The organism is Georgenia subflava (assembly GCF_009193155.1).
GTDB classification, from domain to species: Bacteria; Actinomycetota; Actinomycetes; order Actinomycetales; family Actinomycetaceae; genus Georgenia; species Georgenia subflava.
In genome coordinates, this window is the sequence record NZ_VUKD01000001.1 from 1339753 (window position 1) to 1355116 (window position 15364).

Genomic DNA, 15364 nt, shown 5'->3' on the forward strand with positions numbered 1-15364 from the left:
CTTCTCGTGGTTGAGTCCGCGTACCTGCCGACCTCAGCGACCGACGGAGTCCCCATGAAGCGACAGCTCGCACCCCGCCCCCTCGTCCTCTCCGTCGTCGTCGCCCTCTGGTTGGCGCTGCTGTCCGCGCTCCCCGCCGCGGCCGGGCCGTCCTGGCGCGACCAGCTCGCCGTGCAGCTCAGCTCCGCGGCCGGCGTCCGACAGACACCGGTGGCCCTCCGGGACGGCCTCGTGGCAGATCTCCTGCCGGAGGTGGGCGACCAGCTGACCGCCGAGGCCCTCGGAGCAGTTGCCGCGGACTCCGCCGCACTCTTCGTGGACGACCGGCGACCACGCGACGCCGAGTCGTCGAGCCGGGCCTTCGCCCACGACAAGACCCTCGCCACCGCCCTCCAGGTGCGGCTCAACCGCGGCGGCACGGCACCGCTGCGGGACGGGGTGAGCGATCTGCTCACCGCCGAGCGGGCGACGACGGCCACCCTCGTGGCGGACCTCGAGGTCCTCACCGAGCACGCGGGCGGGACCGAGCGGCTCCTCGACCAGGCCGAGAGGCACCTGGACAACGGGGACGCCGCCTGGGGCAAGGGGCAGCCGGTCTCCGCGGTGGCCCACTACTCGCAGGCTGCGGCCCGGGTCTACACGGGGCTGCAGCACCACGGGCTGAGCTACGACGAGGACGCCGACGCCGACGGCGACGGTGTCCCCGACCTCCTCGAGCTGGTCTTCGGCGCGAGCCCGCTGGTGGCCGACACCGACGGCGACGGGCTGACCGACGCCTTCGAGATCGGCCAGGCGACCGGTGCGCACGAGCCGGACCTCGCCGACACCGACGGCAACGGGGTCGACGACGCGGGCGAGGACGTCGACGGCGACTCCCTCGACGCGCTCGCCGAGCAGCGTGCCGGCACGAGCCCGCTCCGGGCGGACACCGACGGCGACGGCCTGACCGACGCCGCGGAGGTGCACGAGCACGGCACGGACCCCGTTGTCGCGGACACCGACAGCGACGGAGCCGACGACGGCGCCGAGCTGCGTGCGGGAACCGATCCGCTGGTCCCGGACACCGACGCCGACGGCATCGTCGACGGTGCGGACGTCGCGACCGGAACGGTGACGGCCGACGGAGGCCTGGTCGTGCGGCTGACCGGCACCGGTGACCTCGCCGGCGGGGTGAGCGTGCGCCCCGTGACCGACGAGCGGCTGCGCAGCGCCCCGGGCCGTGTCACCGAGCCGGTGGAGGTGGATCTCGCGGACGACGTCGCCGACGGTCTGCAGACGGCTCGGCTGACCCTGCCGGTCGACCGCGGGGCCATCGCGGACGGCGCCGACGACCTCAGGGTGTTCACGTTCGACCCGGCGCTCGAGCACTGGGTCCCGGCCGGCACGGACCCGACTGTCGACCCGGTCGCGGGGACCGTGAGCACGACGGTCGAGCACTTCTCGATCTTCGCGGTCTTCGACGTGCGCAACTGGCACGCCACCCTGACCGGTCTCGGCGGGACGTGCGCCCCGGCGCCGGGTGGCGGCACCGGCGAGCCCGTCTACGTCGACGTCGCCTTCGTGCTCGACTCCTCGGGTTCGATGCTGAGCAACGACCGCAACGGCCTGCGTCGGGAGTCGGCGAAGCAGTTCGTCGACGCGCTCCTCGACGAGGACCGCGGCGCCGTCGTCGACTTCGACTCCGGCGCGCGGATCCTCCAGTCGTTGACGAACGACAAGGCGGCGCTGCGGGCGGCGGTCGACCGGATCGACTCGTCCGGCGGCACCAACATCGGAGCGGGCGTGAACGCGGGGCTGACCGCCCTCGCCGCGAACACCGACGACACGCGCGTGCAGATGATGATCCTGCTGACGGACGGGCAGGGCGGGTACAGCGCGTCGTACACGCTCGCCGCCGCCCGAGCCGGCATCACGATCTACACCGTCGGCCTCGGCAACGGCGTGGACGCCGGCCTGCTCACCGCCATCGCGGAGGGGACCGGCGGGCTCTACTACGCCGTCGCCACCGCCGAGGACCTGCCCGACGTCTTCCGCGAGATCGAGGAGGACGCCGGCGACGACGGCCGGGACACCGACGGCGACGGCATCAGCGACTGCGACGAGGAGCAGGGCGTCTCCGACGGCTCGGGCCTGACGTTCACGTCCGACCCGCGCGATCCCGACACCGACGACGACGGCCTGCCGGACGGGGAGGAGGTGTGGTCCACCACCCTCACCGCGGACGTCGAGCCGGTCACGATCTGGACGCTCTTCTCGGACCCGCGTCTGAGTGACAGCGACGTTGACGGGCTGACCGACCCCGAGGAGCTCGACCTGGGCACCCGGGCTCGCAGCATGGAGACCGACGGCGACGGCGTGGGCGACCTGGAGGAGGTCCAGGACCACGGGACGGACCCGACGGCGGCCAACACGGACGGCGACCGGCGGGACGACGGCTGGGAGCTGCGCAACGCCGCGGCGGGCTTCGACCCGCAGATCCCCGACCGGGAGATGAGCACGTGGGACTACGCCGGTGACTTCGTCCTCGGCGGGATCTGCCCGCTCGGGTGGACCTTCTGCGAGCGGGACAGCATGGCCTGGCTCGCCGGCAACCTCGGCGGCGGGTTCCTGGCGTACAAGGACGTGCTCGACATCATCGGCGGGCTCACCACCCTCGACCTCGTCGGCGCCGGGCTGAGCGGCGCCGCGTTCTTCCCGGTGGCCGGCGACGCACTCTCGGTCGGCACCAAGGGGGCGCGGTTCGTCCAGCGCTCCGCCGAGCACGGTGGCGACGCCCTCAAGCTCCTGCTCACCGGGCTCCCCACCGGCGGTCAGACGACCGTGCTGCGCACCATCGACTCCGGCGCCGTCGACCGGATCCTGGGTCACGGCCTGTCGGAGTCGCACCTGGCCGCCCAGGCGATGAAGCGGATCGACCTGCGTCACCTGGACGACGTCCTCGACGGCGCGAGCAGCGTGCGTCGTTCGCCGAACCTGTACGCCCGGGAGAAGGACGCGGAGAACTACCTCAGGTCGCTGGACCCGGACAACCTGCCCCGCCAGGTCGGGTTCCGTCCGCCGGGCTGGACCCCGGGGTCCGGGACGAGGGGATACCGCTACCCCGACGTCTACAACCCCGTGACGCAGACGGCCACGGAGGTCAAGAAGGGCTACTGGGACGCGGTGCCCTACGTGGAGCGTCAGATCGCACGCGACGTCGCGCTGCGTGCCGACCCGGCCGGCGACATCGCCAGGGTGGAGTGGCACTTCTTCCCTGACTCCGGCGCGATCTTCGGTCCCAGCGAAGACCTGCTCGGGCTGCTGCGATCGAACGGGATCCCCTATATCGTGCACCTGCCATGATCGATTTCGGGACGCTGGACCGCGCCGAGGCGCAGGCGTACCACGAGGCGTATGTCGCGGCCGTGCCGGACCGCGTGGCATGGCTCGCGCGGGAGGTCCGGCGCACCGGCGGGCCCGAGGCCGCCGTCGACGGCTCGCCGGAGAGTCTCGGCCCGCTGTGGGCGTGGTTGAGGGGCCGGCTCGAGGAGCAGGGCGGCCCGCGGGTGGACCTGCCGGGTCGCCCGCCCTGGTACGACCCGGCACGACCGAACCCGCATCTCGGTGACGGTGCGCTGTGGCTCGTCGATGCCGTGGGCTGCTATCTCGCGGTGCTCGTGCTGTCGGCGGTCCCGGACGCCCGGTGGGAGCTCTACCGCGTCGCGAAGCGCTTCAAGGACGTCATGCAGAACCGCACCGTGCTCGCGGGGTCGGCTCTGGGCCGGCCGGCCGACCCGGCCCGGATGGTGTACACGGCAGTGATCCGCACCGTCATCCACGACGAACCGTGGGACCCGGCCGCCCTGCGCGGTCTGTACGACTCCCTCGTGAACGGCTGACCGCCCGGCGCGCCGTGCCAGGTTGGACTGGGGGCCGTCCAGGTCCACCTCCCGCGGCGCGCGCCAGGTCCACGTCCCACGCACCCGGTCCCACCGTCCACGGTGCTCCCGTGTCCCACAGATGCGGACCGCTGCCGCAGGCGGCATGCTCGGGCCCATGTCCGAGCTGATCGTCCTGCGCCACGGCGAGACCGAGTGGAGCGTGTCCGGGCAGCACACCGGCACCTCCGACATCCCGCTGACGGAGCGCGGCGAGGAGCAGGCGCGCCACCTCCTGGACGACCTCGGTGACCGCGAGTTCGTCGAGGTGCTCGTCAGCCCGCTGCAGCGGGCGAGCCGCACGGCAGAGCTCGCCGGCATCGAGGAGTTCGAGACCGTGCCGGACCTCGCCGAGTGGGACTACGGCGAGGTGGACGGGCTGACGACGGCGGACTACCTCGCCCGGCGCGAGGCCGACGGGCGCGGCCCCTGGAACCTGTGGACCGACGGCGCCCCGGGCGGTGAGTCCCCCTCCGCGGTCGCGGAGCGGGTGGACCGGGTGCTCGGGCGGGTGAGGCGGTCGCTGGAGAAGGGTGACGTGCTCGTCGTCGCGCACAGCCACCTGCTGCGGGCTCTCGTCGCCCGCTGGCTCGGCCTGGACGTGAGGCACGGCGAGGGATTCCTCATCGACGCCGCGCACCGCAGCGTGCTGACCCACAAGCGCGAGTCGCCGGTCGTCAAGTACTGGAACGTCCCGCCGACGCACTGACCGGTCGACCCACCGAACCGCCGACCCACCGACGCGACGACGCGCCGACGTACCGACTGGAGGAGGCATGGCCAAGGCGAGCACGCCGGCGACCGAGCTGGAGGTCGGCGGACGCACCGTGCGGATCAGCAACCCGGACCGCGTCTACTTCCCCGGCCCCGGGCACACCAAGCTCGACCTCGCGAGGTACTACATCGCCGTCGGGGACGGCATCGTCAACGCCCTGCGGGAGCGGCCGTGCATGCTGCACCGGTTCCCGGAGGGCATCGAGGGCGAGAAGGTCCACCAGAAGCGGCTGCCGCACGGGGCACCCGACTGGATGGAGACCGTCCGCGTGCACTTCCCGCGCTACGACCGTGACGCGGACGAGCTGTGCGTCACGGAGCTGGCCCAGGTGATCTGGTGCGTGCAGATGTCCACCGTCGAGTTCCACCCCTGGAACAGCCGACGGGCCGACGTCGAGAAGCCCGACGAGTGGCGCATCGACCTCGACCCCGGGGACTCGTGCGACTTCGCCACCGTCCGCCGCGTGGCCGGAGTCGCGCGCGAAGTGCTCGACGAGCTCGGCGCCACCGGCTTCCCGAAGACCACTGGCGGCGACGGCCTGCACGTGTACGTCCGCATCCGGCCCGAGCACGGCTTCACCGACGTGCGCCGGGCGGCGCTGGCGTTCGCGCGGGAGGTCGAGCGGCGCACGCCCGACGACGCGACCACGACCTGGTGGCGCAAGGACCGCGACCCGGCCAAGGTGTTCGTCGACTTCAACCAGAACGCCCGCGACCACACGATCGCCTGCGCCTACTCCGTCCGCGGCACGTCGGCAGCCACCGTGTCCGCCCCGCTGACCTGGGACGAGGTGCCGGACTGCGACCCGCAGGACTTCACCGTCGCGACCATGCCGGGCCGGTTCGCGGAGGTGGGCGACCTCCACGCCGGCATCGACAAGGCCGTCTTCGACGTCGCCCCGCTGCTGGAGTGGGCGGAGCGGGACGAGGCCGAGGGCGCCGAGGAACCGCCCGAGCCCGACGCCGCCCGCTGACCTGTGCCCGAGCCCGGCGCTCGGCACCGGGCTCCGGTCGGGCGGAACGCCGGACTGAGCCTTCGGCCGACCGCTCTCCGTACTGCAGCGCGGGCTGCGCCTTGCCTGATCGGTGAGGATCCGATGCGGTTGTCGCACCGAATCCTCACCGATCAGGACCGGCGTCGTCGCCCGCGCCGGGGCGCGCGTCAGGCGAGGTTGCCCGCGCGGCGGCCGAACACGGCGCCGGCCGCGAGACCGGAGCCGCCCGGGTAGTTGCCGGAGAACAGCCCGCCCAGCGCCTCGCCGCAGGCGAAGAGGCCCTCGACCGGCGAGCCGTCCTCGCGCAGGACCCGACCCTCCAGGTCGCCCTTGAGCCCACCGAAGGTGAACGTGATGCCGCAGGTGACGGGGTAGGCGTAGAACGGCGCGGTCTCGATGGGGTAGGCCCAGTTGCTCTTGGGCGGCTGGACGTCGGCCTTGCGTCCGTCCTTGACGTTGGGGTCGGGCTTGACCGAGCGGTCGATCGAGGCGTTGAACTCCTCGATCGTGGCGACGAGCTGGTCGGCGTCGATCCCGGCCCGCTCGGCGAGCTCGGTGAGCGTGCCGGCCTCGACGACGCCGACGCCCGGCATGTCGTACTCCTCGCTGCGCAGCATCGGTCGCAGGGTGGCGTCGAAGAGCTGGAAGGCGATCGACCCCGGCTCCTTGAGGATCTCCGCGCCGTACTTGGCGTACGTGTAGTTGCGGTAGTCCGCGCCCTCGTCGACGAACCGGCGGCCCTCCCGGTTGACGACGACGCCGAGGGGGTAGCTCTGCCGGGTGAGCCGGTTCGTGAGCTCCCGGTTGGACTCGTTGTTCTCGGCCCAGGCGTCCCACGCCGTGGCGTGGCACGACGACCAGTCGCCGCCGCGGGCGGCGCCGAGGTCGATGGCTCGCTGGAGGAGGATCCCGGTGTTGAACGGGGTGCCGCGCAGCTTGGCGTTGGCCCAGCCCTTGCCCAGGTGCTGCTCGCGCATGCCCGGGTCGGACTCGAACCCTCCGCTGGCGAGCACGACCGAGTCGGCCCGGAACTCCGCGACGCCGTCCGCGGTGCTCGCGCGGACGCCGACGACGCGGCCGTCCTCGACGAGCAGGTCGGTGACCTTGTGCCCGTAGCGCACGTCCAGGCCGGCGCGCTCGGCCGCGACGACGTAGTCCGCGATCATGCCCTCGCCGCCGCCGACGTTGCCCACGTGCAGGCCGCCCCAGAAGAGGAACGTCCCGTCGGGGCGCTCGTACGCCTGGCGCTCGTACATCAGGCGGTACCGCATGCCGTGCGCGGAGTGGAGCCAGCGCAGGGCGTCGGCCGCCTCGTCGGCGAGCACCCCGGCCATCTCGACGTCGCCCCGGCCCTCGGTGACCTTGGCCAGGTCGTCGATGTAGTTCTGCCGGGTGTACGGCGGCACGGTGCTGCGCGCGTGACGCTCGTCGGCCTCGACGAGGTCGGTGAGGTCCTCGAGCCCGTCGTGGGCGATCCGGGTGGCCCCGGCGGTGTAGTAGCTGTTGCCGCCGGCCTGCTCACGCGGCGCGGCCTCGAGCATGACGACCTCGCGGCCACGGTCGCGTGCAGCCAGCGCGGCGCTGAAGGCCGCGTTGCCGGCCCCGACGACGACGACATCGGTGCGTACGGGGGAGTTCACCACTGGCCTCCAGGGCGGGAAGAGATTGGATGCAACATGGATACAAGCATGGTGTCAGGTGCCTGCGCAAGCCCCGGCGCCTGATCCGGCCGGTCCGGGGCCGCCGGGGAGGGGCGGCTGGTGGCACTCCGGTGCGCCATCGCCGCGTGGTGCCGAAGTCGTGCGGCCCGCCGGTCCGGTGGGTGCGCCGTATGTTGCCTGTGTGGCACCGACTGTCCCTGCGGAGGCTGATGTCCGAGCGCGTGCCGGCGACCGGGCAACCCCGTCGCGCGTGCTCTCGCGACTCCCGCTCGCGACGACCTCCAGCGACGGCCGCGACGCCGTCCTTCGACGGTCGGTCGAGCCGGGGGCGCCGGCGAGCGCGGGTGACTGCCGTCGGCCGAGCCGGGGGAGCGATGCGCGGTCATCGGGCACCTCCGTCGTCGGTCGGCCTCCGCCGGTGCGTAATGTATGCAACGTGGGTGCAGGCTGGCAAGGCATGACGGTGCCGTTGTGACGCGCGCAGACGGCGAGGTGGCGCGGGGTGTGACCCGCTACCTCCAGGCGGTGACCTTCCTCAGCTCCTTCGACCGGATGCTCATCGCGCCTCTCCTGCCGCTCGTCGCCGCCGACCTCGGCGTCCCGGTCGCCGTCGCGGCCGCCGCGGCGACGTCGTACTTCGTCGGCTACGGGGTCATGCAGTTCGGGTGGGGCATCGTCTCCGACCGGATCGGCCGCGTCGCGACGATGCGGCTGTCGCTCGTCATCGCGGGACTGGCCGCGTGCGCGTCGGCGCTCGCCCCGACGCTCGGCGCGCTCGTCCTCCTGCGTGCCCTCACCGGTGCCGGCTTCGCGGCCGTCGTTCCGGGCTCGCTCATCTACCTGGGCGACACCCTCGACGTACGGCACCGTCAGCGGCCGCTCACCGACATCATGCGCGCCATGGCCGTCGGCATGGCCCTCGCCACGGTCGCGGCCGCTGCGATCGCCGAGGTCGTGGACTGGCGCGCCACCTTCGCCGTGCCCGGCGTCCTCGCGCTCGCCGCCGCAGCGGCCGCCGTCCTCCCCGAGCCCCTCCCCGGGCCGGCGCCGGTCCGCGGCGCGTCGGCGGCCGCGGACCCCCACGCCGGGCCTGCCCCGCCTTCCTCGCCGGGCAGGCCCACGCCGGTCCGGAGCGGGGCCGGACGGGTCCGCGAGGTGGTGCGCAGCCGGTGGGGGCCCCTCGTGTGCGCGTTCGTCTTCGTCGAGGGCATCGTCATCCTCGGGGCGCTGCCGCTCCTGCCGGCCGTCCTGCAGGAGGGCGGCACGTCGGTCGTCGCCTCCGGGCTCGTCGTCGCCGGCTACGGGGCGGCGATGGCGTTGTGGACGCCGGCGGTGAAGTCGCTCGTCGGGCGAGTGCCCGCGCACGTCCTCATGGCCGTCGGCGCCGTCCTCGGGGTGGCCGGGAACCTGCTCCTCGTCCTCACGACCGAGCCGTGGTCGGTGCTGCTCGCCAGCGTGCTCCTGGCCGGGACCTGGTCCTTCTTGCACTCGACCATGCAGACCTGGGCGACCGAGGTCGTCCCGCAGGCGCGGGCGGCGATGATCAGCCTCTTCGCGACGGCGCTGTTCCTCGGCAGCGCCATCGGCACGGCGGCCGGCTCGGCGCTGCTCGGGGCGGACCGCGTCGGCCTGTTCTTCGGCCTGTCCGCCGCGGGCCTGGCGATCCTGGGCGCGGTCGTCGTGCCCGCCCGGCGCAGCCAGGGCGGTTGACCCGCCGGCTGCGGTCACGGCAGCTGACCGCCTGTCGCAGCCAATCCAGGTGACCCGCCCGGCGCCCAGGGCAGGTGCCGCTCGCCGCGGCCACGACAGGTGATCCGTCGTCGTGGCCACGGCAGGTGGCCCGCTGTCGCTGCCACGGCAGGTGACCCGCCGTGCTCTGCCGGCGCAGCGGTCGGCGGGCCGACTGCCGGCGCGGCGGTCGGCGGGCCGCCGTCGGGGGGTGTGGCAAGGTGCGCACCGTGGACGCGATCTATGTCGGTGACCAGCGCTACGCCGTGGACCGGGCGAGCGCCGACGACCTTCCCGCGCTCGTCGAGCTCCTGCGCGACGACGAGCTGGGTGCGGCACGCGAGAGCGCGCCGCCCGAAGCGTACGAGGCGGCCTTCGCGGCGATCGACGCCGACCCGAACCAGTTCCTCGCCTGCGTGCGCGACGGCGCCGGAGACGTCGTCGCGACGATGCAGCTCACGCTCATGCCCAGCCTGTCCAGGGGCGGGGCGGTGCGCCTGAACGTCGAGACGGTGCGCGTCGGCAGCGGTGCCCGCGGCCGGGGCCTCGGCGGCGCGATGTTCGAGTGGGCGCACGAGTTCGGCCGCCGCCGCGGCGCCTCGATCGTCCAGCTCACCTCCGACAAGGGCAGGATCGCCGCCCACCGGTTCTACGCGCGGCTCGGCTACGAGGCCACTCACGAGGGGTTCAAGCGGCCCCTGTGACCGCCGGCCCTCAGGGCCCGTAGAGCCGCGACCCCTGCGCGACCTCGGCGCTGACGGCGCGCAGGACGTCCCGCATCGCGATCTCCGGCGGCGTGGGCACCCGGGACGCCGCGCGGGCGAGGAAGATCCGCCGGGACGGCGTCGAGCCCCCGAGCGGGACGACGCGCACGTCCGCCCGGAGGTTCGCCAGCGCCAGCCGCGGGACGAGGGCGACGCCGAGGCCGACGGCGACCATCCCCTGCGCCTCCTGGTAGTCGTGCGCCTCGAAGGCGATGTTCGGCTCGAAGCCGGCGGCGTGGGCGCTGCGCCTCAGGACCTCGACGACCGGGTGGTGCTCCGCCCGGGTGATCCACCGCTCGCCGACGAGGTCCGCCATGGTCGCGCCACGCGCGCCGGCCAGGCGGTGGTCGGCCGAGACCAGCAGGACGGTCGGGTCGGTCATGAGCTGCTCGACCGTGAGGCTCGGATCGTCGACGGGCGACCACTCGTAGTCCCAGAGGAGGGCCTGCTCGACGTCGTGCGCCTGGAGCATGGCGAGCAGCCCGGAGATCCGGGCGCTGCGCAGGTTCAGGTTCACGCCCGGGTGGGCGGCGGTGAACCGGGTGACCGCGACGGGCAGGATCGACGCCCCGGCCGTGGGGAAGGTCCCCAGCCGCAGCGAGCCCTCGTGCAGGCCGGCGATGTCGGCGAGGCGCACGTCCAGGGCCGCGAGCTGACGGGCGATGACCTCGCCGTGCTCGACGATCGCCAGGCCCGCGTCGGTGAGCGTGACACCGCGCGGACGCCGGTCCAGCACCGGCATACCGACCTCCGCCTCGAGCTTGCGAACCTGCTGCGAGACGGCGGACAGGGAGTAGCCCAGCGAGTCCGCCGCGCCGGTCATGCTCCCCTGACGTGCGATCTCGGTGAGGACGCGGATGCGGTGCAGGTCCAGTGCCACACACGAACCTTAAGGCTTCCTTAAGTGAAGGTCGACAATGTGCAGATTGTGTGGAACCGGTCAGTCGTGCAGAGTGTGTCCGCAATCGGTGTGCAGGATGCATGCAACTCGACGAGGAGGAGTGGCTGTGCGAGTACCGGGTGTCATCATGCGTGGTGGGACGAGCAAGGCCGTCTTCTTCCACGAGCGCGACCTGCCGGCGGACCCGGCAGAGCGCGACAGGTTCATCCTCGCCGCGTACGGCTCGCCCGACCCGTACCGCCGGCAGATCGACGGCCTCGGCGGCGCGACGTCGACGACGAGCAAGGTGGCCGTCATCTCCGACGGCCGCGACCGCGGCGTCGACGTCCTGTACGACTTCGGCCAGGTCTCCATCGACAGCGCGCTCGTCGACCGGCGCGGCAACTGCGGGAACATCTCCTCCGCGGTCGGGCCGTTCGCCGTCGACGAGGGGCTCGTCGAGGCCACCGACCCGGTGACGATCGTGCGGTTCCTCAACACGAACACCAACAAGGTGATCGTCGCGCACGTGCCCACCCGCGACGGCAGGTTCCACCCGGTCGGCGACTTCGAGCTGCCGGGCGTACCCGGTACGGGCGCACGGATCCAGCTGGACTACGTCGAGCCGGGCGGCTCCGTCACGGGCAAGCTCCTGCCCACGGGCAACGTCCGCGACGAGCTCGAGGTCCCGGGGCTCGGCACCGTCGAGGTCTCGCTGGTGGACGCGGCCAACCCGCTCGTCTTCGTCCGCTGGGAGGCTCTCGGTCTCACCGGTCAGGAGAACCCCGAGGAGATCGACGCCGACCCCGCTCTCCTCGGCCGCATCGAGTCGGTGCGCGCGCACGCCGCCGTCCTCAGCGGCATCACCGAGACCCCCGAGGAGGCGACCCACGAGGTCCCCTCGGTCCCCAAGCTGGCGTTCGTCGGGCCGCCCCAGGACTACCTCCTGAGCAACGGCTCCCCCCAGAGCGGCGAGGGCACCTCCCTGCGTGCCGCGATGATGTCCATGGGCCGGGTCCACCGGTCGTACGCCCTGACCGGCGGCATCTGCACCGCCGTCGCGGCGGGCCTGCCCGGTACGCTCGTCAACGAGGTCGCCGGAGAACGTTCGGTGCCCTGTCTCATCGGCCACCCGGCCGGTGTGCTCGAGCTCTCGGCCGACGTCGCCCGGCAGCCCGACGGCACGTTCTCCGTGCCGAGCGTCGCCGGCTACCGCACCGCCCGCCGGCTCATGGAAGGGACCGTGCTCGTACCCGACGAGCTGGTCCGCTGACCGTCCCCCACCTCCACCCCTCGACGGCCGGCCCTCCCGGCCACCAAAGTCACCACGGGTCGCCGACGGCCCGTGGCGAAGAAGGAGAGACAGATGAAGAAGACCTACACGCGCCGCACCGCCCTTTCCGCGTTCGCAGCGGCCTCCGCCCTCGCGCTCGCCGCCTGCTCGAACCCGCAGGGCGTCGGCGGCTCCGAGGGGGAGACCGGCGAGGACGTCGCGATGCCGGACCGCGTCAACATGCTCATCCCATACTCCGAGGGTGGCGGCACGGACACGTGGGCGCGCTTCCTCGCCCCGTACCTCGAGGAGAACGTCGAGGGCAACCCGTCCTTCGTCGCCGAGAACGTCCCGGGCGGTGAGTCGATCACCGGCTCCAACCAGTTCGTCCAGAACGGCGTCACCGACGGCTCCGAGGTCCTCGTCACCTCCGGGACGACCTACTTCCAGGCGCTGCTCGGGCGCCCGGAGGTCGAGTTCGACTTCACGAAGCTGCGCCCGCTCATGTTCAACGGCACCGGCGGCGTCATCTACGTGTCCTCGTCGACGGGGATCGAGAGCGCCGAGGACCTGCAGGACCTCGAGGAGCCGCTCGTCTACGGCGGTATCAGCGCCACGGGCCTGGACCTGTCGCTGCTCCAGGCGTTCGACGTCCTCGACATCGACATCGACGCCACGTTCGGGTTCGAGGGCCGCGGCCCGGCCCGGCTCGCGCTCGAGCGCGGCGAGATCACCCTCGACTACCAGACGACGTCGGCCTACCTCACCCAGGTCGAGCCGATGGTCGAGGCCGGCACCGCGGTGCCCCTCATGACCTTCGGTTTCGCCGAGGACGGGGAGATCGTCCGCGACCCGAACCTGCCCGAGCTGCCCACCGTGGCCGAGGTCTACGAGCAGATGAACGGCGAGGAGCCCTCGGGCGAGGCCTTCGAGGCCTACCGTGCCTTCCTCATCCCCGGGTTCGTCTACCAGAAGGGCCTGTGGGCGACCGAGGGCACCCCGGACTCCATCGTGGAGGCCTACTGGGCCGCCGCCGAGGCGCTCGAGGACGACGAGGAGTTCCAGTCCAGCGCCGAGGACGTGCTCGGTGGGTACCCGCTGTACTCCGGCGAGGTCGCGCAGGACGATCTGCTCGAGGCGTTCGACATCTCGCCCGAGGTTCGTCAGTACACGCTCGACATGCTCCAGAACGAGTACGACACGACCGTCGAGTCCTCCTGACGGCCGGAACGTCGCCGGGCCCCGTGGACGGGGCCCGGCGACACCCGTTCCGCCCGAAGCCCTCCGAAAGGTCCACCGATGCTTGAAGCAGCGACCACCGCGCTCGCCGCACTCGTCGATCCCGCCTCCCTGATCTTCCTCTTCGCCGGCATCCTGGCCGGGCTCGTCATCGGCATCATCCCGGGCCTGGGGGGCACCGGCGCCGTCGCGATCCTCCTGCCGTTCATCTTCGTGCTGGAGCCGAACCAGGCGCTGGCGCTGATCATCGGCGCCGTGGCGGTGGTGCACACCTCGGACACGATCGCCTCGGTCCTCATCGGCGTCCCAGGCTCGGCGTCGGCCGCCGTGCTCATGCTCGACGGGCACGAGATGGCCAAGAAGGGCCAGGCCGCCCGGGCGCTGGCGATCGCCTTCATGTCTTCGATGTTCGGCGGTCTCCTCGGCGCGCTGGGCCTGACCCTGTCGATCCCGCTCGCGCGGCCACTCGTCCTCTCCTTCGGCTCGCCAGAGCTCTTCATGCTCACGGTGCTCGGCATCTCGCTGACCGCGCTGCTGTCCAAGGGCAACATGATGAAGGGCCTCATGGCGGGCGCCTTCGGGCTCCTCCTCGGGCAGGTCGGTGGCGCGCCCGCCGCGCCCGACTACCGGTTCACGTTCGGCTCGCTCTTCCTCACCGAGGGGCTCGGGCTCGTCGCCGTCGCCCTGGGTATCTTCGGCGTCGCGGAGGTCGTCTCCCTCGTCGCCAAGAAGAGCTCCGTCGCCACCGGCTCCGGCATCGGCGTCGGGTGGGGGAGCGGTGTGCGGGACGTCTTCTCCAACTTCAGCCACGTCCTGCGCGGTGCGCTCGTCGGCATCTGGGCGGGCGTCCTGCCCGGCCTGGGTGCCACGGCGGGCACGTGGATGGCCTACGGGCAGGCGCGGGCGACGGCCAAGGGCAAGGACAAGAAGCGCTTCGGCAAGGGCGACCCGCGCGGGATCATCGCGCCCGAGAGTGCGAACAACTCCGTCGAGGCCGGCGACCTCATCCCCACGCTGCTCTTCGGCATCCCCGGCGGCGCCCCCGCCGCCCTGCTGCTCGGTGCGCTGCTCGTCTTCGGCATCGAGCCCGGTCCGCGGATCATCACCGACCACCTCGACACGGTGTACACGATCGTGTGGTCGTTCGCGATCGCCAGCGTCGTCGGTGCGGCGCTGTGCTTCGTCCTGTCCGTGCCGCTGGCGAAGCTCAGCTTCGTGCGCTTCCCCGTCCTCGCCGCGGGCCTGGTGGTCATCCTTTTCACGGCGGGCTTCCAGGAGAGCAAGGAGATCCAGCTCCTCGTCATCATGCTCGTCCTGGGCGCCGTGGGCTGGCTGATGAAGATCGCGCACATCCCGCGCGCGCCGTTCCTCATCGGGTTCGTCCTCGCGATCCCGCTGGAGCGGTACTACTACCTCACGGCGAACCTGTACACGCTCTCGGAGTGGGTCGTGCGCCCGGCCGTGCTGGTCATGCTCGCGATCCTGCTCTTCCCGGTCGCGACGGCCGTCTACCGCCGCCTGCGCGCGCGCCGCGACCCCGACGTCCCGCAGCTGCTCCCGGAGGACGACGATGAGGAGGCCGCCGAGGGCGCCGAGGCGCCGTCGATCTGGCGCATCGTCATCGCGGTGGGGTTCCTCGTCCTGTTCGTCGGTGCGTTCTTCGTCGCCCAGGGCTTCTCCGACCGTGCCCGGCTCGTGCCGGCGCTCGTCACCGCGCTGGGTGCGGTGCTGGCCGCAGTCGTGCTCATCCTCGAGCTGCGTCGGCGCCGGGCGGCCGATGCCGCCGCCGACGGGTCGGACTGGCGTACCCATCGCCGGGACGTCCTGGTCTCCTTCGCCTGGCTCACCGGGTTCGTCGTCCTGGTCTACGTGCTCGGCGGGCTGCTCGCCGCGGTCGTCTTCGTCCCGGTCTTCCTGTGGCGGGTGGCAGAGATGAGGTGGTGGCGCATCGCGATCTACACCGTCGCGGTCGTCGCCGTCCTCCTCGTCCTCCAGGAGTTCGCGGACGTGCGGCTCCCGATCGGCTACCTCACCCCCGTCGGGCTGCTGTGACGGACCCGCGCGGCTGAGGCGGACCTCGCGGGCACGCCACACGGGCGCTGCGCTGGTCGGGCCGTGAGGAGCGCCCCGGCA

At 72.6% G+C, this 15364-nt stretch carries 11 protein-coding genes; 9 read left to right on the plus strand and 2 right to left on the minus strand.

Annotated features, from left to right (window positions below; translation table 11 throughout):
- Window positions 1-54 precede the first annotated feature (54 nt).
- From GD748_RS06085 to ligD, 4 genes are all read left to right on the plus strand, one after another.
- Window positions 55-3342, plus strand: a complete 3288-nt coding sequence (locus GD748_RS06085; RefSeq protein WP_152194217.1) for a VWA domain-containing protein — start codon at window positions 55-57, stop codon at window positions 3340-3342.
- Window positions 3339-3878 (plus strand): hypothetical protein, encoded by a 540-nt coding sequence (locus GD748_RS06090; RefSeq protein WP_152194218.1) that lies wholly within the window; start codon window positions 3339-3341, stop codon window positions 3876-3878. The genes GD748_RS06085 and GD748_RS06090 overlap by 4 nt, the downstream gene beginning before the upstream one ends.
- Before the next feature lie 157 nt (window positions 3879-4035).
- Window positions 4036-4626 carry a histidine phosphatase family protein gene (locus GD748_RS06095; RefSeq protein WP_152194219.1) on the plus strand — a complete coding sequence of 197 codons (591 nt, stop codon included), beginning with the start codon at window positions 4036-4038 and terminating at the stop codon, window positions 4624-4626.
- Between the two features lie 67 nt (window positions 4627-4693).
- The gene (ligD, locus tag GD748_RS06100; RefSeq protein ID WP_152194220.1) at window positions 4694-5665 is read left to right on the plus strand and encodes a non-homologous end-joining DNA ligase; all 972 of its coding nucleotides are present in this window, start codon (window positions 4694-4696) and stop codon (window positions 5663-5665) included.
- 188 nt (window positions 5666-5853) lie between these two features.
- Here the strand turns inward: ligD and tcuA are convergent, their stop codons facing one another.
- On the minus strand, window positions 5854-7326 hold the full coding sequence (gene tcuA / locus GD748_RS06105; protein ID WP_152194221.1) for an FAD-dependent tricarballylate dehydrogenase TcuA: 1473 nt from the start codon (window positions 7324-7326) through the stop codon (window positions 5854-5856).
- A 492-nt stretch (window positions 7327-7818) separates the two neighbouring features.
- On the opposite strand from tcuA, the gene GD748_RS06110 reads away from it, so the two are divergent.
- Together GD748_RS06110 and GD748_RS06115 are read left to right on the plus strand one after the other, a co-directional pair.
- Window positions 7819-9057, plus strand: coding sequence for an MFS transporter (locus tag GD748_RS06110; RefSeq protein WP_193312836.1), 1239 nt, complete (start codon window positions 7819-7821; stop codon window positions 9055-9057).
- A gap of 248 nt (window positions 9058-9305) precedes the next feature.
- The gene (locus GD748_RS06115; protein WP_152194223.1) at window positions 9306-9779 is read left to right on the plus strand and encodes a GNAT family N-acetyltransferase; all 474 of its coding nucleotides are present in this window, start codon (window positions 9306-9308) and stop codon (window positions 9777-9779) included.
- Window positions 9780-9789: 10 nt separating this feature from the next.
- Here the strand turns inward: GD748_RS06115 and GD748_RS06120 are convergent, their stop codons facing one another.
- The gene (locus tag GD748_RS06120; protein WP_226920813.1) at window positions 9790-10719 is read right to left on the minus strand and encodes a LysR family transcriptional regulator; all 930 of its coding nucleotides are present in this window, start codon (window positions 10717-10719) and stop codon (window positions 9790-9792) included.
- Window positions 10720-10846: 127 nt separating this feature from the next.
- On the opposite strand from GD748_RS06120, the gene GD748_RS06125 reads away from it, so the two are divergent.
- The 3 genes from GD748_RS06125 (at window position 10847) to GD748_RS06135 (ending at window position 15283) form a co-directional block, all read left to right on the plus strand.
- Window positions 10847-11992, plus strand: a complete 1146-nt coding sequence (locus tag GD748_RS06125) for a 2-methylaconitate cis-trans isomerase PrpF family protein (RefSeq protein WP_226920815.1) — start codon at window positions 10847-10849, stop codon at window positions 11990-11992.
- Between the two features lie 93 nt (window positions 11993-12085).
- Window positions 12086-13213, plus strand: a complete 1128-nt coding sequence (locus GD748_RS06130; RefSeq protein ID WP_152194225.1) for a type 2 periplasmic-binding domain-containing protein — start codon at window positions 12086-12088, stop codon at window positions 13211-13213.
- A 78-nt stretch (window positions 13214-13291) separates the two neighbouring features.
- Window positions 13292-15283, plus strand: a complete 1992-nt coding sequence (locus GD748_RS06135; protein ID WP_152194226.1) for a tripartite tricarboxylate transporter permease — start codon at window positions 13292-13294, stop codon at window positions 15281-15283.
- Window positions 15284-15364 lie beyond the last annotated feature (81 nt).

Excerpts from the sequence above, each read along its gene's own strand:
- GD748_RS06085 (WP_152194217.1), top strand. The coding sequence starts at position 55 with ATGAAGCGACAGCTCGCACCCCGCCCCCTCGTCCTCTCCGTCGTCGTC.
- GD748_RS06090 (WP_152194218.1), top strand. The coding sequence starts at position 3,339 with ATGATCGATTTCGGGACGCTGGACCGCGCCGAGGCGCAGGCGTACCAC.
- GD748_RS06095 (WP_152194219.1), top strand. The coding sequence starts at position 4,036 with ATGTCCGAGCTGATCGTCCTGCGCCACGGCGAGACCGAGTGGAGCGTG.
- ligD (WP_152194220.1), top strand. The coding sequence starts at position 4,694 with ATGGCCAAGGCGAGCACGCCGGCGACCGAGCTGGAGGTCGGCGGACGC.
- GD748_RS06130 (WP_152194225.1), top strand. The coding sequence starts at position 12,086 with ATGAAGAAGACCTACACGCGCCGCACCGCCCTTTCCGCGTTCGCAGCG.
- GD748_RS06135 (WP_152194226.1), top strand. The coding sequence starts at position 13,292 with ATGCTTGAAGCAGCGACCACCGCGCTCGCCGCACTCGTCGATCCCGCC.